Origin of the sequence: Kosakonia cowanii JCM 10956 = DSM 18146, from assembly GCF_001975225.1 — a bacterium.
Classification (GTDB): Bacteria; Pseudomonadota; Gammaproteobacteria; order Enterobacterales; family Enterobacteriaceae; genus Kosakonia; species Kosakonia cowanii.
In genome coordinates this window covers 2,107,302-2,128,080 of the sequence record NZ_CP019445.1, presented here as the reverse complement: position 1 = coordinate 2,128,080, position 20,779 = coordinate 2,107,302, and the positions used below count along the sequence as shown (strand labels likewise).

The 20,779-nt window shown below is 51.2% G+C and carries 38 protein-coding genes; 5 read left to right on the top strand and 33 right to left on the bottom strand.

Features of this window, described 5'->3' with window-relative positions:
• The first annotated feature begins 3 nt into the window (after positions 1-3).
• The 4 genes from fmt (at position 4) to mscL (ending at position 4,244) form a co-directional block, all read left to right on the top strand.
• A complete protein-coding gene (gene fmt, locus BWI95_RS09965; RefSeq protein WP_076769411.1) occupies positions 4-951 on the top strand; it encodes a methionyl-tRNA formyltransferase in 948 nt (315 codons plus the stop codon).
• 47 nt (positions 952-998) lie between these two features.
• Entirely contained in the window at positions 999-2,288 is a 1,290-nt protein-coding gene (gene rsmB / locus BWI95_RS09960) for a 16S rRNA (cytosine(967)-C(5))-methyltransferase RsmB (RefSeq protein WP_076770300.1), read from the top strand.
• Positions 2,289-2,310: 22 nt separating this feature from the next.
• Complete coding sequence (gene trkA / locus BWI95_RS09955; RefSeq protein ID WP_023479428.1) at positions 2,311-3,687, top strand: Trk system potassium transporter TrkA; 1,377 nt, start codon at positions 2,311-2,313, stop codon at positions 3,685-3,687.
• Between the two features lie 143 nt (positions 3,688-3,830).
• On the top strand, positions 3,831-4,244 hold the full coding sequence (gene mscL / locus BWI95_RS09950) for a large-conductance mechanosensitive channel protein MscL (RefSeq protein ID WP_023479411.1): 414 nt from the start codon (positions 3,831-3,833) through the stop codon (positions 4,242-4,244).
• Here the strand turns inward: mscL and BWI95_RS09945 are convergent.
• The 31 genes from BWI95_RS09945 to rpsJ all read right to left on the bottom strand — a co-directional run bounded on the left by BWI95_RS09945 (position 4,198) and on the right by rpsJ (position 19,072).
• Positions 4,198-4,449 carry an alternative ribosome-rescue factor A gene (locus BWI95_RS09945; RefSeq protein WP_076769410.1) on the bottom strand — a complete coding sequence of 84 codons (252 nt, stop codon included), beginning with the start codon at positions 4,447-4,449 and terminating at the stop codon, positions 4,198-4,200. The two genes, mscL and BWI95_RS09945, sit on opposite strands and share 47 nt — an antisense overlap.
• 58 nt (positions 4,450-4,507) lie before the next feature.
• Positions 4,508-4,939, bottom strand: a complete 432-nt coding sequence (zntR, locus tag BWI95_RS09940) for a Zn(2+)-responsive transcriptional regulator (protein WP_054804495.1) — start codon at positions 4,937-4,939, stop codon at positions 4,508-4,510.
• Positions 4,940-4,941: 2 nt separating this feature from the next.
• Complete coding sequence (locus BWI95_RS09935; RefSeq protein WP_054804494.1) at positions 4,942-5,310, bottom strand: DnaJ family domain-containing protein; 369 nt, start codon at positions 5,308-5,310, stop codon at positions 4,942-4,944.
• Positions 5,311-5,415: 105 nt separating this feature from the next.
• Positions 5,416-5,802 (bottom strand): 50S ribosomal protein L17, encoded by a 387-nt coding sequence (rplQ, locus tag BWI95_RS09930; protein ID WP_023479432.1) that lies wholly within the window; start codon positions 5,800-5,802, stop codon positions 5,416-5,418.
• Positions 5,803-5,842: 40 nt separating this feature from the next.
• Positions 5,843-6,832: a DNA-directed RNA polymerase subunit alpha gene (locus BWI95_RS09925; protein WP_023479415.1), complete on the bottom strand. Its 990-nt coding sequence runs from the start codon at positions 6,830-6,832 to the stop codon at positions 5,843-5,845.
• A gap of 25 nt (positions 6,833-6,857) precedes the next feature.
• Complete coding sequence (gene rpsD, locus BWI95_RS09920; RefSeq protein WP_000135224.1) at positions 6,858-7,478, bottom strand: 30S ribosomal protein S4; 621 nt, start codon at positions 7,476-7,478, stop codon at positions 6,858-6,860.
• Positions 7,479-7,510: 32 nt separating this feature from the next.
• Positions 7,511-7,900 carry a 30S ribosomal protein S11 gene (gene rpsK, locus BWI95_RS09915; RefSeq protein ID WP_002919257.1) on the bottom strand — a complete coding sequence of 130 codons (390 nt, stop codon included), beginning with the start codon at positions 7,898-7,900 and terminating at the stop codon, positions 7,511-7,513.
• Positions 7,901-7,916: 16 nt separating this feature from the next.
• Complete coding sequence (rpsM, locus tag BWI95_RS09910) at positions 7,917-8,273, bottom strand: 30S ribosomal protein S13 (protein ID WP_023479435.1); 357 nt, start codon at positions 8,271-8,273, stop codon at positions 7,917-7,919.
• A 146-nt stretch (positions 8,274-8,419) separates the two neighbouring features.
• Positions 8,420-8,536, bottom strand: coding sequence for a 50S ribosomal protein L36 (rpmJ, locus tag BWI95_RS09905; RefSeq protein ID WP_000868187.1), 117 nt, complete (start codon positions 8,534-8,536; stop codon positions 8,420-8,422).
• A gap of 30 nt (positions 8,537-8,566) precedes the next feature.
• On the bottom strand, positions 8,567-9,898 hold the full coding sequence (secY, locus tag BWI95_RS09900; RefSeq protein ID WP_007369823.1) for a preprotein translocase subunit SecY: 1,332 nt from the start codon (positions 9,896-9,898) through the stop codon (positions 8,567-8,569).
• A 7-nt stretch (positions 9,899-9,905) separates the two neighbouring features.
• Positions 9,906-10,340: a 50S ribosomal protein L15 gene (gene rplO, locus BWI95_RS09895; protein ID WP_023479414.1), complete on the bottom strand. Its 435-nt coding sequence runs from the start codon at positions 10,338-10,340 to the stop codon at positions 9,906-9,908.
• Positions 10,341-10,343: 3 nt separating this feature from the next.
• Complete coding sequence (gene rpmD, locus BWI95_RS09890; RefSeq protein ID WP_001140434.1) at positions 10,344-10,523, bottom strand: 50S ribosomal protein L30; 180 nt, start codon at positions 10,521-10,523, stop codon at positions 10,344-10,346.
• 6 nt (positions 10,524-10,529) lie between these two features.
• Positions 10,530-11,030: a 30S ribosomal protein S5 gene (gene rpsE / locus BWI95_RS09885; RefSeq protein WP_007369821.1), complete on the bottom strand. Its 501-nt coding sequence runs from the start codon at positions 11,028-11,030 to the stop codon at positions 10,530-10,532.
• A gap of 14 nt (positions 11,031-11,044) precedes the next feature.
• Positions 11,045-11,398 (bottom strand): 50S ribosomal protein L18, encoded by a 354-nt coding sequence (gene rplR, locus BWI95_RS09880; protein ID WP_017460073.1) that lies wholly within the window; start codon positions 11,396-11,398, stop codon positions 11,045-11,047.
• Between the two features lie 9 nt (positions 11,399-11,407).
• Positions 11,408-11,941: a 50S ribosomal protein L6 gene (rplF, locus tag BWI95_RS09875; protein WP_023479418.1), complete on the bottom strand. Its 534-nt coding sequence runs from the start codon at positions 11,939-11,941 to the stop codon at positions 11,408-11,410.
• Between the two features lie 12 nt (positions 11,942-11,953).
• Positions 11,954-12,346: a 30S ribosomal protein S8 gene (gene rpsH / locus BWI95_RS09870; protein ID WP_023479407.1), complete on the bottom strand. Its 393-nt coding sequence runs from the start codon at positions 12,344-12,346 to the stop codon at positions 11,954-11,956.
• 33 nt (positions 12,347-12,379) lie between these two features.
• Positions 12,380-12,685 (bottom strand): 30S ribosomal protein S14, encoded by a 306-nt coding sequence (gene rpsN, locus BWI95_RS09865; protein WP_007369817.1) that lies wholly within the window; start codon positions 12,683-12,685, stop codon positions 12,380-12,382.
• A gap of 14 nt (positions 12,686-12,699) precedes the next feature.
• Positions 12,700-13,239 (bottom strand): 50S ribosomal protein L5, encoded by a 540-nt coding sequence (gene rplE, locus BWI95_RS09860; RefSeq protein ID WP_023479410.1) that lies wholly within the window; start codon positions 13,237-13,239, stop codon positions 12,700-12,702.
• A 14-nt stretch (positions 13,240-13,253) separates the two neighbouring features.
• Complete coding sequence (gene rplX, locus BWI95_RS09855) at positions 13,254-13,568, bottom strand: 50S ribosomal protein L24 (protein WP_016538464.1); 315 nt, start codon at positions 13,566-13,568, stop codon at positions 13,254-13,256.
• Between the two features lie 10 nt (positions 13,569-13,578).
• A complete protein-coding gene (gene rplN / locus BWI95_RS09850; RefSeq protein ID WP_023479426.1) occupies positions 13,579-13,950 on the bottom strand; it encodes a 50S ribosomal protein L14 in 372 nt (123 codons plus the stop codon).
• Between the two features lie 165 nt (positions 13,951-14,115).
• Entirely contained in the window at positions 14,116-14,370 is a 255-nt protein-coding gene (gene rpsQ, locus BWI95_RS09845; protein WP_017460070.1) for a 30S ribosomal protein S17, read from the bottom strand.
• Complete coding sequence (gene rpmC / locus BWI95_RS09840; protein ID WP_004388609.1) at positions 14,370-14,561, bottom strand: 50S ribosomal protein L29; 192 nt, start codon at positions 14,559-14,561, stop codon at positions 14,370-14,372. Before rpmC ends, rpsQ begins: the two co-directional genes overlap by 1 nt.
• Positions 14,561-14,971, bottom strand: coding sequence for a 50S ribosomal protein L16 (gene rplP, locus BWI95_RS09835; RefSeq protein ID WP_007369814.1), 411 nt, complete (start codon positions 14,969-14,971; stop codon positions 14,561-14,563). The genes rpmC and rplP overlap by 1 nt, the downstream gene beginning before the upstream one ends.
• A 12-nt stretch (positions 14,972-14,983) precedes the next feature.
• Positions 14,984-15,685 (bottom strand): 30S ribosomal protein S3, encoded by a 702-nt coding sequence (gene rpsC / locus BWI95_RS09830; RefSeq protein ID WP_000529945.1) that lies wholly within the window; start codon positions 15,683-15,685, stop codon positions 14,984-14,986.
• 17 nt (positions 15,686-15,702) lie between these two features.
• A complete protein-coding gene (rplV, locus tag BWI95_RS09825; protein WP_002919773.1) occupies positions 15,703-16,035 on the bottom strand; it encodes a 50S ribosomal protein L22 in 333 nt (110 codons plus the stop codon).
• Positions 16,036-16,049: 14 nt separating this feature from the next.
• On the bottom strand, positions 16,050-16,328 hold the full coding sequence (gene rpsS / locus BWI95_RS09820; protein WP_001138115.1) for a 30S ribosomal protein S19: 279 nt from the start codon (positions 16,326-16,328) through the stop codon (positions 16,050-16,052).
• 16 nt (positions 16,329-16,344) lie between these two features.
• A complete protein-coding gene (rplB, locus tag BWI95_RS09815; protein WP_023479412.1) occupies positions 16,345-17,166 on the bottom strand; it encodes a 50S ribosomal protein L2 in 822 nt (273 codons plus the stop codon).
• Between the two features lie 17 nt (positions 17,167-17,183).
• Positions 17,184-17,486: a 50S ribosomal protein L23 gene (gene rplW, locus BWI95_RS09810; RefSeq protein WP_000617546.1), complete on the bottom strand. Its 303-nt coding sequence runs from the start codon at positions 17,484-17,486 to the stop codon at positions 17,184-17,186.
• Positions 17,483-18,088, bottom strand: a complete 606-nt coding sequence (gene rplD / locus BWI95_RS09805; RefSeq protein WP_023479434.1) for a 50S ribosomal protein L4 — start codon at positions 18,086-18,088, stop codon at positions 17,483-17,485. Before rplD ends, rplW begins: the two co-directional genes overlap by 4 nt.
• Before the next feature lie 10 nt (positions 18,089-18,098).
• Positions 18,099-18,728 (bottom strand): 50S ribosomal protein L3, encoded by a 630-nt coding sequence (gene rplC / locus BWI95_RS09800; protein WP_023479430.1) that lies wholly within the window; start codon positions 18,726-18,728, stop codon positions 18,099-18,101.
• 32 nt (positions 18,729-18,760) lie between these two features.
• Positions 18,761-19,072 (bottom strand): 30S ribosomal protein S10, encoded by a 312-nt coding sequence (gene rpsJ / locus BWI95_RS09795; protein ID WP_001181005.1) that lies wholly within the window; start codon positions 19,070-19,072, stop codon positions 18,761-18,763.
• A 377-nt stretch (positions 19,073-19,449) separates the two neighbouring features.
• On the opposite strand from rpsJ, the gene BWI95_RS09790 reads away from it, so the two are divergent.
• The gene (locus BWI95_RS09790; protein WP_076769409.1) at positions 19,450-19,905 is read left to right on the top strand and encodes a prepilin peptidase; all 456 of its coding nucleotides are present in this window, start codon (positions 19,450-19,452) and stop codon (positions 19,903-19,905) included.
• On the opposite strand, the gene bfr is transcribed toward BWI95_RS09790, so the two are convergent.
• Entirely contained in the window at positions 19,902-20,378 is a 477-nt protein-coding gene (bfr, locus tag BWI95_RS09785; RefSeq protein ID WP_034812713.1) for a bacterioferritin, read from the bottom strand. The two genes, BWI95_RS09790 and bfr, sit on opposite strands and share 4 nt — an antisense overlap.
• A gap of 72 nt (positions 20,379-20,450) precedes the next feature.
• On the bottom strand, positions 20,451-20,645 hold the full coding sequence (gene bfd, locus BWI95_RS09780) for a bacterioferritin-associated ferredoxin (protein ID WP_034812717.1): 195 nt from the start codon (positions 20,643-20,645) through the stop codon (positions 20,451-20,453).
• Positions 20,646-20,779 lie beyond the last annotated feature (134 nt).

Sequence of the window (20,779 nt, the reverse complement as noted above, 5' to 3'; positions counted from 1 at the left end):
AACGTGTCAGATTCTCTACGTATTATTTTTGCCGGCACTCCTGATTTTGCAGCGCGTCATCTTGACGCGCTGCTCTCTTCTGAACATGAGATCGTAGGGGTCTTTACCCAACCCGATCGCCCTGCTGGCCGGGGTAAAAAACTGATGCCCAGCCCGGTAAAAGTGCTGGCGGAAGAGAAAGGCTTGCCCGTGTTTCAACCGGCCTCTTTACGGCAGCCGGAAAACCAACAGCTGGTCGCCGAACTGAAGGCTGATGTGATGGTGGTCGTCGCTTATGGGCTGATTTTGCCTAAAGCCGTGCTCGATATGCCACGTCTTGGCTGCATTAACGTGCATGGCTCCTTGCTCCCGCGCTGGCGCGGTGCGGCACCGATTCAGCGTGCGCTATGGGCTGGCGATGCGCAAACAGGCGTCACCATCATGCAGATGGATGTAGGTCTCGATACTGGCGACATGCTTTATAAACTGGCGTGCCCGGTAACGCCTGAAGATACCAGCGCCACGCTGTACGACAAGCTGGCGGCGCTTGGGCCGCAGGGTCTAATCGAAACGCTGCAACAATTAGCGCAAGGCAGTGCCCAGCCGCAAGTGCAGGATGAAGAGTTGGTCACCTATGCTGAGAAGCTTAGCAAAGACGAGGCGCGTATGGACTGGTCCTTAAGCGCAGAACAACTTGAGCGCTGCATTCGCGCATTCAATCCGTGGCCGATGAGCTGGTTTATGGTTGATGAGCAGCCGGTCAAGGTATGGAAAGCCTCTGTGCTTCCCTCTTCTACGCAGGCTGAGCCCGGCACGATTATCGAAGCATCGAAATCCGGGATTCAGGTCGCAACCGCAGAAGGCATACTGAATCTTGAGTCGCTGCAGCCTGCGGGTAAAAAAGCGATGAGCGCGCAGGATCTGTTGAATTCGCGGCGGGAATGGTTTGTGCCAGGCAACCGTCTGGCCTGATCTCGTATTTAAGCCCGGTTCTGCCGGGCATTTTTATTTTTGTGGTTATGAAAAAACAGATGAATTTACGCAGCATGGCTGCGCAGGCAGTTGAACAAGTTATTGAACAAGGGCAATCGCTCAGCAATATCCTGCCGCCGTTACAACAGAAAGTGACTGATAAAGATAAGGCACTGCTGCAGGAGCTCTGCTTCGGCGTGCTGCGCGTTATGCCGCAGCTGGACTGGCTTATTAATAAGCTCATGTCACGGCCAATGACAGGCAAACAGCGGACGGTACACTACCTCATTATGGTTGGGTTATACCAACTGCTGCATACGCGCATTCCTGCTCACGCAGCGCTGGCAGAAACCGTTGAAGGCGCAGTGGTCATCAAACGCCCCCAGCTGAAAGGGCTGATTAATGGCGTGCTGCGTCAGTTCCAGCGCCAGCAGGAAGAGCTTCTGACCGAGTTCGCCAATAGCGAAAATCGTTACCTTTTCCCGGCATGGCTGTTAAAGCGTGTGCAACAAGCCTATCCGCAGCAGTGGTCAGAGATCGTTGAAGCCAGTAATCAACGCCCGCCGATGTGGCTGCGCGTCAATCGCCAGCACCATACGCGTGATGGCTGGCTGGCACTGCTCGAAGAGAGCGGGCAGCAGGGTTTCACTCATAGCGATTACCCGGATGCAGTGCGCCTGGAAAACGCAGCGCCGGTAATGTCTCTGCCAGGGTTCAGCGAAGGCTGGGTAACGGTTCAGGACGCAGCGGCCCAGGGTTGCATCACCTTCCTTGCGCCGCAGAATGGCGAGCGTGTTCTCGATCTATGCGCCGCGCCAGGCGGTAAAACCACCCATATTCTTGAGGCGGCACCGCAGGCTAGCGTATTAGCAGTTGATGTTGACGAACAACGTCTGTCACGGGTCTATGACAACCTGAAACGTCTCGGCATGAAAGCCGAGGTGAAACAGGGTGATGGTCGCTTCCCCGCGCAGTGGTGCGGCGATGAACTGTTTGATCGCATATTGATTGATGCACCTTGTTCGGCTACGGGCGTTATCCGCCGTCATCCTGATATTAAGTGGTTGCGTCGCGATCGTGATATCTCCGAACTGGCACAGCTACAAGCAGAAATCCTTGATGCTATCTGGCCACATTTAAAAAGCGGCGGTACGTTGGTTTACGCAACCTGCTCGATTTTACCGCAAGAGAACAGTTATCAGGTGGCAGCATTTCTGAAGCGAACCCCTGATGCGCAACTCAGCGAGACCGGAACACCGGAGGCGCCAGGCCTGCAGAGGCTGCCGGGTGCCGAAGAGGGCGACGGCTTCTTTTACGCTAAGCTAATCAAACAGTGAGAGAGACAACGGGTCACAGCAGATGAAGATAATTATTCTGGGTGCGGGACAGGTCGGCGGCACGCTGGCTGAAAACCTGGTCGGTGAAAATAACGACATCACCGTTGTCGATACCAATGGCGATCGCCTGCATAGCCTGCAGGACAAGTTCGATCTCCGCGTTGTTCAGGGCCACGGTTCACACCCGCGCGTGCTGCGCGAAGCGGGCGCCGATGATGCAGATATGCTGGTCGCGGTCACAAGCTCTGATGAGACCAATATGGTTGCCTGCCAGGTGGCGTTTTCACTGTTTAACACGCCAAACCGCATCGCGCGCATCCGCTCCCCCGATTATGTTCGGGATGCGGATAAGTTATTTCATTCCGAAGCCGTGCCTATCGATCATCTGATTGCGCCAGAACAGCTGGTTATCGACAGCATCTATCGCCTGATTGAATACCCCGGCGCGCTGCAGGTGGTCAATTTTGCTGAAGGCAAAGTGAGCCTCGCGGTCGTAAAAGCCTATTACGGCGGGCCGCTGGTTGGAAATGCGCTCTCCACGATGCGCGAGCATATGCCGCATATTGATACGCGAGTGGCGGCGATTTTCCGTCATGACCGGCCAATTCGCCCGCAGGGTTCGACCATAGTTGAGGCCGGCGACGAAGTTTTCTTCATTGCCGCATCACAGCATATTCGCGCGGTAATGAGCGAACTGCAAAGGCTGGAGAAACCCTATAAGCGGATCATGCTGGTCGGTGGCGGGAATATCGGAGCCGGACTGGCGCATCAGCTTGAAAAGGATTACAGCGTCAAATTGATCGAGCGCGATCAGCAGCGCGCTGCGGAACTTGCCGAGAAATTGCAAAATACGATCGTTTTTTACGGCGATGCGTCGGATCAAGAGCTGCTTGCTGAAGAGCACATTGATCAAGTGGATCTCTTTATCGCCGTCACGAACGATGATGAAGCCAACATTATGTCAGCGATGCTGGCCAAACGGATGGGTGCAAAAAAGGTGATGGTGCTGATCCAGCGTCGCGCCTATGTTGACCTGGTCCAGGGCAGCGTTATCGATATCGCCATCTCCCCTCAGCAGGCGACCATTTCTGCCTTGCTGAGCCATGTGCGTAAAGCGGATATCGTCGGCGTTTCTTCCCTGCGCCGCGGCGTCGCTGAAGCGATCGAAGCGGTGGCTCACGGCGATGAAACGACATCCCGCGTGGTGGGCCGAGTGATTGATGAGATCAAATTGCCGCCGGGTACGATCATCGGCGCGGTGGTTCGTGGAGATGATGTCATGATCGCCAATGATAATTTGCGCATTGAGCAAGGCGACCATGTGATTATGTTTTTGACCGACAAAAAATACATCACCGATGTCGAGCGACTCTTCCAGCCCAGTCCCTTCTTCCTGTAATCCTTCAGGGCGCTTAAATAAGCGCCCTTCTTATTTCCACTTTATTGTAAGGGTCTAACAGGACTCGTTATTTTATTTACCTAAATGGAAATTGTTAGGTATGTTGTTAGACTTAGTGTGACGCAAAGCACATGGAGAAGATTATGAGTATGTTAAAAGAGTTTCGCGAATTCGCGATGCGTGGGAATGTTGTCGATTTGGCAGTCGGTGTCATTATTGGTGCGGCTTTCGGTAAAATCGTCTCTTCACTGGTGGCCGACATCATTATGCCACCGCTGGGATTGTTGATTGGCGGCATCGACTTTAAACAGTTTGCGCTGACACTACGTGAAGCACAGGGCGACGTGCCTGCTGTTGTGATGCATTACGGCGTATTCATTCAGAACGTGTTTGATTTCATTATCGTCGCTTTTGCGATCTTCCTGGCAATCAAAGTGATTAATAAGCTGAAACGCAAACAGGCTGAAGAGCCGAAAGCGCCACCGGCTCCGAGCAAAGAAGAAGTATTACTCAGTGAAATTCGCGACCTGCTGAAAGAACAAAACAGCCGCGTTTAAAAGTAAGAAGGCCAGTGGTAAATAAGCGATTCGCTTGCTTGCCACTGGCCTCCTGAAAGCCCTTTTTTGCATGTTTGTTTTTCCGCAGGTAACTTCCTTTCCCTTTCTTATTCTTTTCAACTCGCTGACGAAAAAGCGGGTCATGCAGAAGTGCCTCAATGGCGTTGTCGTTTATCTGCCCTTTTGTATGTTGGTAGCGACTCATGTATTTCTCCAGGTTGTGTAGTAAAACGGCCGAAGTGTAGACCTCGCAATGAAGAAGATCAACTCCGGGAGTTGGTCGTATTGTTAGCTGGCCCCTGCTCAAGCGCCTCAAGAATAGAACAATAGACACTACTGTGGGCAGTGCCGCAACAAGCGTCGTTTAACTTCTGCAGTGAACGCCGCATGGCCTGCATCTCTTCGATGCGCGCTTCAACTTCGCTCAGCCGCGCCTGGACGATGCTCTTCGATTCCTGACAGGTATGATGCTCAGGATCGACACGGATCGAAAGTAGTTCGCGGATCGACTCAAGCGTGAAACCCAGCTGGCGGGCATGGCGGATGAACTTAAGGCGTTTGAGATCGTGATCGGTATAGAGGCGAAAACCACCTTCGGTACGCCCTCCATGATCCATCATCTGCTGCTTTTCGTAATAACGAATGGTGTCCGGCGTAACGTCGGCCAACTTTGCAATTTCACCAATACGATACATGATCACTCCGGGTTAACTTTATGCTGTAGTTTGGCCGCGTACTCACCGCGAAGAAAATCAGTACTCACGCCAGCCTGGCGCAGCTTAAGCTCCAGTAAGGCGAGACGACGGTTAAGTTCATGGCGCTGATGGGGATCGTTTTGCACACTGCTAAGCAGATCGAGCAGTTCGACTGCCTCTTTACGCATTTCGAGTTCAGGCGGAAGATAACCGGCATTCTTTAATAATCGATAGCCCGCGCGCAGATCCTGAGGAATATGGGAATCGTCATCCAGAGTGAGCGGCTCACCGCTACCCACAAGATTATCGAATTCACCTTTTTGCTGGGCATCAATGATATGCCGTTCTGCCCATTGATCAAGTAACCACATGATGGCCTCCGGGGTTGAACTCAAGAACAGGCTTAGTTTAGAGGGGTGAGGATAGACTAGAAATAAAAAAACCCGCCGAGGCGGGTTTTTTTACGTTACTACAGATTACTCTGCAGCAGCTTCTGCTTTCGATTCAGCGCGATCAACCAGCTCGATGTAAGCCATCGGAGCGTTGTCACCTGCACGGAAGCCACACTTAAGAATACGAGTGTAACCACCGGCACGGCTCGCGAAACGCGGGCCCAGTTCGTTAAACAGTTTTGCCACGATCTCGTTATCACGAGTGCGGGCGAATGCCAGACGACGATTAGCAACGCTGTCAGTCTTAGCAAGTGTAATCAGCGGCTCAACTACGCGACGCAGCTCTTTCGCTTTCGGCAGGGTCGTCTTGATGATCTCATGACGAACCAGAGAGCCTGCCATGTTACGGAACATGGCCTGGCGATGGCTGCTGTTGCGGTTCAGTTGACGACCACTCTTACGATGGCGCATGACCTTATCCTTCTCAGTAAAACCTTAACCTGTGATCCGGTTACTCGTCAGCAATGCTTGCCGGCGGCCAGTTTTCGAGGCGCATGCCCAGAGACAGACCACGTGAAGCCAGCACGTCTTTAATCTCGGTAAGAGATTTTTTACCCAGGTTCGGCGTTTTCAGCAACTCAACCTCGGTACGCTGTACCAGATCACCGATATAGTGGATAGCTTCTGCCTTGAGGCAGTTAGCAGAGCGGACAGTCAATTCCAGATCGTCAACAGGGCGCAGCAGAATCGGATCGAACTCTGGTTTCTCTTCTTTAACTTCCGGCTGACGTACATCACGTAAGTCAACGAAAGCTTCAAGTTGTTCTGCCAGAATGGTTGCCGCACGACGAATCGCCTCTTCAGGATCGATTGTGCCGTTGGTTTCCATTTCGATGACCAGCTTGTCCAGGTCGGTACGCTGTTCAACACGTGCTGCTTCAACATTGTAGGCAATTCGCTCTACAGGGCTGTAGCACGCATCAACCAGCAGACGGCCGATCGGGCGCTCATCTTCTTCCGAATGAATTCGGGCAGACGCCGGCACGTAACCACGACCGCGCTGAACTTTGATACGCATATTGATAGATGCGTTTTCATCGGTCAGGTGGCAGATCACATGCTGCGGCTTGACGATTTCGACATCACCGTCATGGGTAATGTCGGCTGCGGTCACAGGGCCAATGCCAGATTTACTCAGAGTAAGAATAACTTCATCTTTACCCTGAACTCTCACCGCCAGCCCTTTCAGGTTGAGCAGGATTTCAAGGATATCTTCCTGAACGCCTTCTTTGGTGCTGTACTCATGAAGTACACCATCAATCTCAACCTCAGTCACCGCGCAACCCGGCATCGATGAGAGCAGAATACGGCGCAGTGCGTTACCCAGAGTATGGCCAAAGCCACGCTCTAAAGGCTCAAGGGTCACCTTGGCGTGCGTCGAACTCACTTGCTCGATATCTACCAGGCGCGGTTTTAGAAACTCTGTCACAGAACCCTGCATTGTGTCCTCTCTTTGGTACTAAGCTTTACTTGGAGTAAAGCTCGACGATCAGGTGTTCGTTAATGTCCGCAGACAGATCAGAACGCTCCGGCTTACGCTTGAACGTGCCTTCCATCTTGCCAGCATCAACTTCCAGCCAGGTTGGCTTTTCACGCTGCTCAGCCAGCTCCAGAGCGGCTTTCACGCGAGACTGCTTTTTCGCTTTCTCACGAATGCTAACAACGTCATTCGGACTAACCTGATAAGAAGCGATGTTAACAACACGACCGTTTACCATGATTGCTTTATGGCTAACCAGCTGACGTGCTTCTGCACGAGTGGCGCCGAAGCCCATACGGTATACAACGTTGTCCAGACGACCTTCCAGCAGAGCCAACAGGTTTTCACCGGTGTTGCCTTTCAGACGTGCTGCTTCTTTGTAATAGTTACGGAACTGACGCTCCAGCACACCGTAGATACGGCGAACTTTTTGCTTTTCACGCAACTGCACACCATAGTCAGACAGACGCGGTTTACGCGCACCGTGCTGGCCAGGAGCTTGTTCAATTTTACACTTGGTATCGATCGCGCGAACGCCAGACTTAAGGAACAGGTCTGTGCCCTCACGACGGCTCAGCTTGAGCTTAGGACCCAAATATCTTGCCATTTTCTTTCTCCAACAATCCTAGAAAACGAGCGTTATACGCGACGTTTTTTCGGCGGACGACAACCGTTGTGAGGGATCGGAGTCACATCAGTAATATTAGTGATGCGGAAACCAGCGGCGTTCAGAGCACGAATAGTAGATTCGCGACCCGGACCCGGTCCCTTAACCATAACTTCCAGATTCTTGATACCGTATTCTTTTACGGCTTCAGCGCAACGCTCTGCTGCAACCTGAGCTGCGAACGGAGTAGATTTGCGAGAACCACGGAAACCGGAACCACCGGCTGTTGCCCAACCCAGTGCGTTACCCTGACGATCAGTAATAGTAACGATGGTGTTGTTGAAAGAAGCATGGATATGAGCCACGCCGTCAGAGACTTGTTTTCTTACACGTTTACGTGCACGAATTGGTGCCTTTGCCATTATTCAATCACCCCGATTATTTCTTGATCGGTTTGCGCGGACCCTTACGGGTACGTGCGTTGGTCTTGGTACGCTGACCGCGAACCGGGAGACCACGACGATGACGCAAACCGCGGTAGCAACCAAGATCCATCAGGCGCTTGATGCTCATGCTAACTTCACGGCGCAGATCACCTTCAACGACAAATTTGGCAACTTCGTCACGCAGCGTGTCGATTTGTTCTTCAGACAGCTCACTGATCTTAACATTCTCAGCGATGCCCGCAGCAGCCAGAATGGCTTGAGAGCGGGTTTTGCCGACACCATAGATCGAAGTTAATGCGATCACGGCATGTTTTTGATCAGGAATGTTAATGCCTGCTATACGGGCCACTATGCACTCCTATAATTTCATTTGCACGCCCCATGCTGAAAAGCCCGTTTTCAGGATACTCAAATGGAAACGTACAGACATACAAAAGATTGGCTGGCTAATCTAGCCAGCTCAACCCAACTTTGCAAGAAAAATATGCGAAATAATCAGCCTTGGCGCTGTTTATGCTTCGGCTCGGCACTGCAAATCACGCGGATGACGCCATCACGCTTAACGATTTTGCAGTTACGGCATAATTTCTTGACGGAAGCACGAACTTTCATTTTTACTCTCCGTAACTTCTCGAGCGACCTTTATCGACCGTAGCCTTTCAGGTTCGCCTTCTTCAATGCAGACTCATACTGACTGGACATCATCAGAGTTTGCACTTGAGCCATAAAGTCCATAATCACGACAACAACGATAAGCAGTGAGGTCCCACCGAAGTAGAACGGTACTTTCATCGCATCACGCATGAACTCCGGGATCAGGCAGATAAAAGTAATATAAAGCGCACCAACTAAAGTCAGGCGGGTCATTACTTTATCGATATACTTCGCCGTTTGTTCTCCCGGACGAATTCCTGGTACAAATGCACCGGACTTCTTCAGGTTATCCGCTGTTTCACGCGGGTTGAAAACCAACGCCGTGTAAAAGAAACAGAAGAAGATGATTGCAGACGCATAGAGTAACACATAAAGCGGTTGCCCAGGCTGCAAATACAGCGAAATTGTTGTCAGCCAGTTCCAACCAGTACCGCCCCCGAACCATGACGCGATGGTCGCCGGGAACAGAATAATACTGGAAGCGAAGATTGCCGGGATTACCCCCGCCATATTCACTTTCAGCGGTAAATGTGTGCTCTGAGCAGCATAGACACGACGACCTTGCTGACGTTTCGCGTAGTTCACCACAATGCGGCGTTGACCACGTTCAACGAAGACAACAAAGAACGTCACTGCGAATACTAATACTGCAACCAACAGCAACAGGAGGAAGTGCAGGTCGCCTTGACGCGCTTGCTCAATAGTATGGGCAATGGCTGGCGGTAAACCCGCCACGATGCCGGCGAAGATAATGATCGAGATACCGTTGCCGATACCACGTTCAGTAATCTGTTCGCCGAGCCACATCAGAAACATAGTTCCTGTGACCAGACTCACAACAGCGGTGAAGTAGAATGCAAAGCCTGGATTCATTACCAGGCCCTGCATACCAGGCATATTCGGTAAACCGGTAGCAATACCGATTGACTGAAATATTGCCAACACCAGAGTGCCGTAACGGGTGTACTGGCTAATCTTACGACGACCAGACTCCCCTTCTTTCTTAAGCTCTGCCAGGGCCGGATGAACGACCGTCAGCAGCTGGATAATAATTGATGCCGAAATATACGGCATAATACCCAGTGCAAAGATAGAAGCACGGCTGAGAGCACCACCAGAGAACATGTTAAACATTTCAATGATGGTGCCACGCTGTTGCTCAAGCAGTTTGGCAAGTACAGCGGCATCAATACCAGGGATCGGAATAAAAGAGCCAATACGGAACACAATCAACGCACCGATAACAAACAGCAGTCTGCGTTTCAGTTCGCCAATTCCACCCTTGGCACTTTGAAAATCTAATCCCGGTTGCTTAGCCATCTGCTACTTATTCCTCAATTTTACCGCCAGCAGCTTCGATAGCAGCACGAGCGCCTTTAGTCACACGCAGGCCACGAACAGTTACCGGGCGAGATACTTCACCAGACAGGATCACTTTCGCGAACTCGATCTGGATGCCGATAATGTTAGCCGCTTTCAGCGTGTTCAGGTCTACTACGTCGCCTTCTACTTTAGCCAGATCGGACAGACGAACTTCTGCCGTGATCATTGCTTTACGTGAAGTGAAACCGAATTTCGGCAGACGACGGTACAGAGGCATCTGACCACCCTCGAAACCGCGACGTACGCCACCGCCAGAACGAGAGTTCTGACCTTTGTGACCACGACCACCGGTTTTACCGAGGCCAGAACCGATACCACGACCCAGGCGTTTACCCGCCTTTTTGGAGCCTTCGGCCGGAGACAGAGTATTTAAACGCATCTCTTACTCCTCAACTTTAACCATGAAGGAAACCGCGTTGACCATACCGCGAACCGCAGGAGTATCCTCGCGTTCTACAGTGTGCCCAATACGACGCAGACCCAGGCCAAGCAGCGTTGCCTTGTGTTTCGGCAGACGACCGATTGCACTGCGGGTTTGAGTGATTTTAATAGTCTTTGCCATGGTCAATTACCCCAGAATTTCTTCAACGGATTTACCACGCTTGGCAGCGACCATTTCTGGAGACTTCATATTTTCCAGGCCATCAATAGTTGCACGAACCACGTTGATCGGGTTGGTGGAACCATATGCTTTGGCCAGAACGTTATGAACTCCAGCGACTTCCAGAACGGCGCGCATTGCACCACCGGCGATGATACCGGTACCTTCGGAAGCCGGCTGCATGAAGACACGAGAACCCGTGTGAGTACCCTTAACCGGGTGCTGCAGGGTGCCGTGGTTCAGCGCGACGTTAATCATATTGCGACGGGCTTTTTCCATCGCTTTCTGGATCGCTGCTGGAACTTCACGCGCTTTACCGTAACCAAAACCAACGCGACCGTTACCATCGCCAACAACAGTCAGAGCTGTGAAGGAGAAAATACGACCACCTTTAACGGTTTTAGATACGCGGTTAACCGCGATCAGCTTTTCCTGCAGTTCGCCAGCCTGTTTTTCGATGTGAGCCATCTTACACCTCTACCTTAGAACTGAAGGCCAGCTTCACGAGCAGCATCTGCCAGTGCCTGGACGCGACCATGATATTGGAACCCGGAACGGTCAAAGGACACATCTTTAATGCCTTTTTCCAGAGCGCGTTCAGCAACAGCTTTACCTACAGCTGCAGCGGCGTCTTTGTTACCGGTGTACTTCAGTTGTTCAGAGATAGCTTTTTCTACAGTAGAAGCAGCTACCAGAACTTCAGAACCATTCGATGCGATTACCTGGGCGTAAATATGACGCGGGGTACGATGTACCACCAGGCGGGTCGCACCAAGCTCTTTGAGCTTGCGGCGTGCGCGGGTCGCACGACGGATACGAGCAGATTTCTTATCCATAGTGTTACCTTACTTCTTCTTAGCCTCTTTGGTACGCACGACTTCGTCGGCGTAACGAACACCCTTGCCTTTATAAGGCTCAGGACGACGGTAGGCGCGCAGATCAGCTGCAACCTGACCGATCACCTGCTTATCAGCGCCTTTCAGCACGATTTCAGTTTGAGTCGGACATTCAGCAGTGATACCCGCCGGCAGCTGATGGTCAACAGGATGTGAGAAACCCAGAGACAGGTTTACAACACTACCTTTAACCGCTGCACGATAACCTACACCAACCAGCTGCAGCTTCTTAGTGAAGCCTTCGGTAACACCGATAACCATTGAGTTCAGCAGGGCACGCGCAGTACCAGCCTGAGCCCAACCATCCACGTAACCATCACGCGGACCGAAGGTCAGGGCATTGTCTGCCTGGTTAACTTCAACAGCATCGTTCAGGGTACGAGTCAGCTCGCCGTTTTTACCTTTGATCGTGATAACCTGACCGTTGATTTTTACATCAACGCCGGCAGGAATGACGACCGGTGCTTTAGCAACACGAGACATTCTTTCCTCCGATTAGGCTACGTAGCAGATAATTTCGCCACCAAGACCAGCCTGGCGCGCTGCACGATCAGTCATAACACCTTTAGAGGTAGAAACAACTGCGATACCAAGACCACCCATAACTTTCGGCAGCTCATCTTTTCTTTTATAGATGCGCAGACCAGGGCGGCTGATACGCTGAATGCTTTCTACCACAGCTTTTCCCTGGAAGTACTTAAGAGTCACTTCCAGTTCCGGCTTGGTGTCGCCTTCAATTTTGAAATCTTCAATAAAACCTTCTTCCTTCAGCACGTTGGCAATTGCCACTTTCAGCCTGGAGGAAGGCATGGTGACCGCAGCTTTGTTCGCGGTCTGACCGTTACGGATACGGGTCAGCATATCCGCGATCGGATCTTGCATGCTCATCTGTCTTTACTCCCGTGATTCAATTGGTGACAATTACCAGCTAGCCTTTTTCAGACCCGGGATTTCACCGCGCATTGCGGATTCACGGACCTTAATACGGCTCAACCCGAACTTCCGCAGGAAACCATGCGGACGACCAGTTTGGCGGCAGCGGTTACGCTGACGAGACGGGCTGGAATCACGCGGCAGACTCTGCAGCTTGAGAACAGCGTTCCAACGATCTTCGTCGGAAGCGTTCACATCAGAAATGATCGCTTTCAGTTCAGCGCGTTTCGCGAAGTATTTTTCAGCTAAAGCTACGCGTTTAACTTCGCGTGCTTTCATTGATTGCTTAGCCATGAAGTAACCCTACCTTACTTGCGGAACGGGAAGTCAAAGGCAGCCAGCAGAGCACGGCCTTCTTCGTCAGATTTCGCAGTAGTGGTAATGGTAATATCCAAACCACGCACGCGGTCGACTTTGTCATAGTCGATTTCTGGGAAGATGATCTGCTCACGGACACCCATGCTGTAGTTACCACGACCGTCGAACGACTTAGCGGACAGGCCGCGGAAGTCACGGATACGAGGTACAGCAATAGTGATCAGGCGCTCAAAGAACTCCCACATGCGTTCGCCACGCAGAGTCACTTTACAGCCGATCGGATAGCCCTGACGGATTTTGAAGCCCGCAACTGATTTGCGCGCTTTGGTGATCAACGGTTTTTGACCGGAGATTGCTGCCAGGTCAGCTGCTGCGTTATCCAGCAGTTTCTTGTCAGCGATCGCTTCACCAACACCCATGTTCAGGGTGATCTTCTCGACCCGAGGGACTTGCATGACAGAATTGTAGCTAAACTCAGTCATGAGTTTGTTAACTACTTCGTCTTTGTAGTAATCATGCAGTTTCGCCATCGTACTACTCCAAATTACTTGATAGTTTCGCTGTTAGATTTAAAGAAACGGACTTTTTTGCCGTCTTCGAATCTAAAGCCTACACGGTCAGCCTTGCCGGTTGCCGCATTGAAGAGTGCAACGTTAGAAACCTGAATTGCAGCTTCTTTTTCAACGATGCCGCCTGGTTGGTTCAGGGCCGGAACCGGCTTCTGATGTTTCTTAACCAGGTTGATACCTTCAACAATGATCTTGCCGGAAGACAGAACATTTTTTACTTTACCGCGTTTACCTTTATCTTTACCGGTTAACACGATAACTTCGTCATCACGACGGATTTTCGCTGCCATGACTCGCTCCTTAAAGTACTTCTGGTGCCAGAGAGATAATTTTCATGAACTTCTCAGAACGAAGTTCACGAGTTACCGGCCCAAAAATACGCGTACCGATAGGTTGCTCGCTGTTATTGTTTAAAATAACGCATGCATTACCATCGAAGCGAATGACAGAACCGTCCGGGCGACGAACACCCTTCTTGGTGCGCACCACTACCGCCTTCAGCACATCACCTTTTTTGACCTTACCACGCGGAATTGCTTCCTTGATGGTGATCTTGATGATGTCGCCTACGCCTGCGTAGCGACGGTGCGAGCCACCCAGAACCTTGATACACATTACGCGACGTGCACCGGAGTTGTCGGCGACGTTCAGCATAGTCTGTTCTTGGATCATTTTAGTGCTCCGCTAATGTCAACTACTACTGAAGACCCCAAAATCAGGGTCGATAAAAAGCCCCATATCGAGGGCGCGGCATTATAACACCGCTTCTGTGATATGGGTAGAAAAAATAAACGGCTCATTACTGAGCCGTTTATTCGTTAGAGAACGCGTACTCTATTACAGAATCGCTTTCTCTACAACGCGAACCAGCGTCCAGGACTTAGTCTTGGACAGCGGACGGCATTCGCGGATTTCAACCACGTCGCCGGTACCGCATTCGTTGTTCTCGTCGTGTACGTGCAGTTTGGTCGTACGTTTGATGAATTTACCGTAGATCGGGTGTTTCACAAAACGTTCGATAGCTACAACAATGGATTTCTCCATTTTGTCGCTAACAACACGACCTTGCAGAGTACGGATTTTATCGGTCATTACGCACCCGCCTTCTCAGTCAGTAAAGTCTTAACGCGTGCGACATCACGACGCACTTGCTTCAACAGGTGAGTCTGTTGCAGCTGGCCACTCGCAGCCTGCATACGCAGGTTGAACTGCTCGCGCAGCAGGTTAAGCAGCTCGGTGTTCAGCTCTTCAACGCTCTTTTCACGCAGCTCTTTTGCTTTCATTACATCACCGTCTTAGTTACAAAGGTGGTTTTAATCGGCAGTTTTGCTGCTGCCAGCTCGAAGGCTTCACGGGCCAGCTCTTCCGGAACACCGTCCATTTCGTACAGGACTTTACCCGGTTGAATCAAGGCAACCCAATACTCCACGTTACCTTTACCTTTACCCATACGAACTTCCAGCGGCTTCTCGGTGATCGGCTTGTCCGGGAATACACGGATCCAGATCTTACCCTGACGCTTAACAGCACGAGTCATAGCACGACGTGCTGCTTCGATTTGACGAGCGGTCAGACGACCACGGCCAACAGCTTTCAGACCGTAAGTGCCGAAGCTCACATCCGTGCCCTGCGCGAGACCACGGTTGCGGCCTTTGTGCACTTTACGGAATTTTGTACGCTTTGGTTGTAACATCAGCGACGCTCCTTATTTACGGCCTTTACGCTGCTGCTTTTTAGGTTGAGCAGCCGGTTTTTCCGGTTGTTCAACTGCAGCCATACCACCAAGGATCTCACCTTTGAAGATCCACACTTTAACGCCGATTACACCGTAAGTGGTGTGCGCTTCGGAGGTGTTGTAGTCAATGTCAGCGCGCAGTGTGTGCAGCGGAACGCGACCTTCACGGTACCATTCGGTACGTGCGATCTCAGCGCCACCCAGACGGCCACTAACTTCAACTTTGATACCTTTAGCGCCCAGACGCATGGCATTCTGTACAGCACGCTTCATAGCACGACGGAACATAACACGACGTTCCAGCTGAGAAGTGATGCTGTCAGCAACCAGTTTTGCGTCCAGTTCAGGCTTACGAACTTCGGCGATATTGATCTGAGCAGGAACGCCAGCGATATCCGCTACGACCTTGCGCAGTTTCTCAACGTCTTCACCTTTCTTACCGATAACGATACCCGGGCGAGCAGTGTGAATAGTCACACGGATGCTTTTAGCCGGACGCTCGATAACGATACGAGATACAGACGCTTTCGCCAGTTCCTTCGTCAGGTACTGACGTACTTTAAAATCGCTGTCCAGGTTGTCAGCGAATTCTTTGGTGTTCGCAAACCAGGTAGAGTTCCATGGTTTTACAATACCCAGGCGAATACCATTAGGATGTACTTTCTGACCCATTGCTAGTCTCCAGAGTCTCAGCGATCGGACACAACCACAGTGATGTGGCTGGTGCGCTTCAGGATGCGATCTGCACGACCTTTTGCACGCGGCATAATGCGCTTCATGCTCGGGCCTTCGTCTACGAAAATTTTCGCAACTTTCAGATCGTCAATGTCAGCGCCATCGTTGTGTTCAGCGTTAGCAATGGCAGATTCCAGAACCTTCTTGACCAGTACAGCCGCTTTCTTGTTGGTGTAGGTCAGAATATCCAGAGCCTGCGACACTTTCTTACCGCGAATCAGGTCAGCAACAAGGCGAACCTTCTGAGCAGAAGAACGAGCATGGCGATGTTGAGCTAAAGTTTCCATCTCTTCCTCCTACCTTATTTCTTCTTCGCTTTTTTATCAGCAGCGTGGCCGCGATAAGTACGAGTCGGTGCGAATTCACCCAGTTTGTGACCGACCATTTCGTCGGAAACAAATACCGGAACGTGCTGACGACCATTATGGACAGCGATGGTCAAACCGATCATGTTAGGAAAGATCGTTGAACGACGGGACCAAGTGCGCAGGGGCTTCTTGTCTCCGCTTTCCACCGCTTTCTCTACCTTCTTCAGCAAGTGCAGGTCAATAAAAGGACCTTTCTTGAGAGAACGTGGCATGGCTTATCCTCTAAAATTATTTGCTACGGCGACGTACGATGAATTTATCAGTACGCTTGTTGCTGCGGGTCTTCTTACCTTTGGTCTGAACGCCCCACGGAGTTACCGGGTGCTTACCAAAGTTACGACCTTCACCACCACCGTGTGGGTGGTCGACCGGGTTCATCGCAGTACCGCGAACGGTAGGGCGAATACCACGCCAGCGTGCAGCACCTGCTTTACCCAGAACGCGCAGCATATGCTCAGCATTGCCAACTTCGCCCAGAGTCGCGCGGCAGTCTGCTTCTACTTTACGCATTTCACCAGAGCGCAGACGCAGGGTGACATAAGCACCATCGCGAGCAACGATCTGAACGTAAGTACCAGCGGAACGTGCCAGCTGACCGCCTTTACCTGGTTTCATTTCTACGTTATGAACGGTAGAACCAACCGGGATATTGCGCATCGGCAGGGTGTTGCCTGCTTTGATTGCAGCATCAACGCCAGACTGAATCTGGTCGCCAGCTTTCAGGCCTTTCGGGGCCAGGATGTAACGGCGCTCACCGTCTTTGTACAGAACCAGCGCGATGTTCGCGGAACGGTTCGGATCGTACTCAAGACGTTCAACAACTGCCGGGATACCATCTTTGTTGCGTTTAAAGTCAACAATACGGTAAGCCTGCTTGTGGCCACCACCGATATGACGAGTGGTGATACGGCCATTGTTGTTACGACCACCGGATTTGCTGTTTTTTTCCAGCAACGGAGCAAAAGGTTTGCCCTTGTGCAGCTCAGGGTTAACCACTTTAACTACGTGGCGACGACCCGGAGATGTCGGTTTACATTTAACAACTGCCATTGTATTACTCCTCCGACTTACTCAGCGCCGCCAACGAAGTCCAGATTCTGGCCTTCTTTAAGGGTGACGTAAGCTTTTTTCCAGTCGCTACGACGACCGATACGCTGTCCGTGACGTTTAACTTTCCCTTTAACTACCAGGGTGTTAACGACTTCGACTTCGACTTCAAACAGTTTCTGCACAGCAGCTTTGATTTCTGCTTTGGTCGCGTCTTTTGCAACTTTGAGAACGATGGTATTGGTTTTTTCCATCGCAGTAGACGCTTTTTCAGAAACGTGCGGTGCGCGCAGCACCTTCAGCAGACGTTCTTCACGAATCATGCCAGCATCTCCTCAACTTGCTTAACAGCATCAGCAGTCATTACGACTTTGTCGAAGGCGATCAGGCTAACCGGGTCGATACCAGTCGCATCGCGTACGTCAACCTTGTGCAGGTTACGTGCGGCCAGGAACAGGTTCTCGTCCAGCTCACCGGTGATGATCAGCACATCTTCCAGAGCCATGTCTTTCAGTTTCTGAGCAAGCAGCTTAGTTTTCGGCGCTTCCAGAGAGAACTGCTCGACAACGATCAGACGATCCTGACGTACCAGTTCGGACAGGATGCTTTTCAGCGCGCCGCGGTACATCTTTTTGTTAACTTTTTGACTGTGGTCCTGCGGACGTGCAGCGAAGGTCACGCCACCAGAACGCCAGATCGGGCTCTTAACAGAACCTGAACGCGCACGGCCGGTGCCTTTCTGGCGCCACGGTTTTTTACCGGAACCAGTTACTTCAGCACGGGTCTTCTGAGCACGAGTACCCTGACGAGCACCAGCTGCATAAGCAACAACAACCTGGTGTACCAGCGCTTCGTTGAAGTCACGACCGAAGGTAGTTTCGGAAACAGTCAGCGCGCTCTGCGCGTCTTTCAATACTAATTCCATTGCTATCTCCTCACGCCTTCACAGCTGGTTTAACGATCAGGTCGCTACCGGTTGCACCCGGGACAGCACCTTTAACCAGCAGCAGGTTGCGCTCAGCGTCAACACGTACTACGTCCAGGCTCTGAACGGTTACGCGCTCATTACCCAGCTGACCTGCCATTTTCTTGCCCTTGAACACTTTGCCCGGAGTCTGGTTCTGACCGATAGAACCCGGAACGCGGTGGGACAGGGAGTTACCGTGAGTAGCGTCCTGGGTACGGAAGTTCCAGCGCTTAACGGTACCTGCGAAACCTTTACCTTTAGAGGTGCCAGTTACGTCAACTTTTTTAACTTCAGCAAACAGCTCAACGCTAATGTCCTGACCTACGGAGAACTCTTCACCGTCAGCCAGACGGAATTCCCACAGACCACGGCCAGCTTCTACGCCAGCTTTAGCGAAGTGACCCGCTTCCGGCTTGGTTACGCGGTTAGCTTTTTTAGCACCGGTGGTAACCTGGATAGCGCGGTAGCCATCGTTAGCCAGATCTTTAACCTGAGTAACGCGGTTTGCTTCAACTTCGATTACGGTTACTGGGATAGAAACGCCATCTTCAGTGAAGATGCGGGTCATGCCCACTTTTTTACCGACTAAACCAATCATTGTTTCAACCTCTCAATCGCTCGATGACCTGATCAACCCAGGCTGATCTGCACGTCTACACCGGCAGCCAGATCCAGACGCATCAGAGCATCAACGGTTTTCTCGGTTGGCTCAACGATGTCAACCAGACGCTTATGAGTGCGGATTTCGTACTGATCGCGCGCATCTTTGTTGACGTGCGGAGAGATCAGAACGGTAAAGCGCTCTTTGCGGGTCGGCAGCGGGATCGGACCACGTACTTGCGCACCAGTGCGCTTCGCAGTTTCGACGATTTCGGCGGTTGATTGATCGATCAGACGATGATCAAACGCTTTCAAGCGGATACGGATTCTTTGGTTCTGCATGAGACCAGAGCTCCAATTATTTATAGACGAAAATAATTACTCCTCACACCCATTACGATTGATGGGGGAGTGTAATCGTTCTTACGTAGCTCCCCGATTGGGAGCATTGTTAGCGGCAAACATCGTCGCTATGGTTCAGATCGAACCAGCCGTCAATTACGACAAGCCCGCGCATTATACGTAAATCTGGCGCGGACGCAAGTCCAGTTTAGAAATTAAACAGCGGTGCGTGCTGGCTCGCAAAGAGAGTGTCGCCCTTTTTATCATGCATAGAATCTCTGGAAATCAGCTCGCACTCTGCTCACCCTCCCCTTCCCTTGTTCATTCGTATGAAGCACTCTTGCCAGCGGATTGGTAAAGCTTAAGGCAGGGACGCCATGTTTTTTCTCATTATCTATGTCGTATTAAACCTTCTACTTGTCAGGAGTGACCTGCGCTCAAAGATGCTTCCGGATCGCTACACCTGCCCTCTTCTCTGGACGGGCTTGCTCTGGCACTGTTTATCACGCCCTGATTTTTTGGCAGATGCTGTCGTCGGGGCAATGGCGGGTTATGCAAGTTTTGCAGCTATATACTGGGGATATCGATTATTGCGTGGACGTGAAGGGTTGGGCTATGGCGATGTGAAGTATCTTGCCGCACTCGGCGCGTGGCACGGCTGGCCTGTTTTGCCTGCTCTTGTATTTTATGCAGCCCTCTTTGGCTGCTGCGCAGTGGCTTTCACTCTTTGCCGCCACCGTAATTTGCAGGTAATAAAAAACCCGCTGTCGTTTGGACCCTTCCTCGCGGCAGCGGGTTTCGTGGTGGGTTACCCCACGCTAATACGGTTTTAACCTTCGACTTTAATCTGCGACTGAAGGTAATTCTGCATACCAAGTTTAGCGATCAGATCCAGTTCGGTTTCCAGCCAGTCAATGTGGTGCTCTTCGTCGGCAAGAATTTTGATCATCATATCGCGGCTGACATAGTCATGGATGCTGTCAGCGTAGGCGATCGCTTCACGCAGATCTCTCGCACCTTCCAGCTCCAGACGCAGGTCTGATTGCAGCATCTCTTCAACGTCTTCACCAATGCCGAGTTTGCCAAGATCCTGCAAGTTCGGGATTCCTTCGAGAAACAGAATACGCTCGATGTACAAATCGGCGTGCTTCATTTCATCGATGGACTCGTGGTATTCAACATCATTGAGGCGGGTCAGCCCCCAGTTCTTGAACATTCTCGCATGGAGAAAGTACTGATTGATTGCGACAAGCTCATTTCCCAATAATTTATTGAGATAATTTATGATTTTAACATCACCTTTCATTATGTAGTCCCTCCGCTTCCACTCATTGAAGCGTAGATGGGGCTACAGGGATGTCAAAAAAAAGATAGAGCCTCAGGCAATCTCTTTGTATTCCGGCATCTGGGTCAACTCATCCTGCATTATCTCGCGAGCAGCACGAATGCATTTACCACACTGATTTCCTACCGGAACAAACTTGCGGAGCTGCTGGAATGATTGAGGGTGAAACTGGCGCACAGCCTGGCGGATTTTTTTATCACTTACACCATTACACAAACAAACGTACATGGATCACTCCCGTTCACTTAATGCGCAAAGTGTAAATGAGAATGGTTATGATTACAACAGGACAGCGGTACCGGATTTTGCAGAAAAGTGTGAACGGCTGTAATGGAAGGATGGCTGAATAGCAGGCAGCAAAA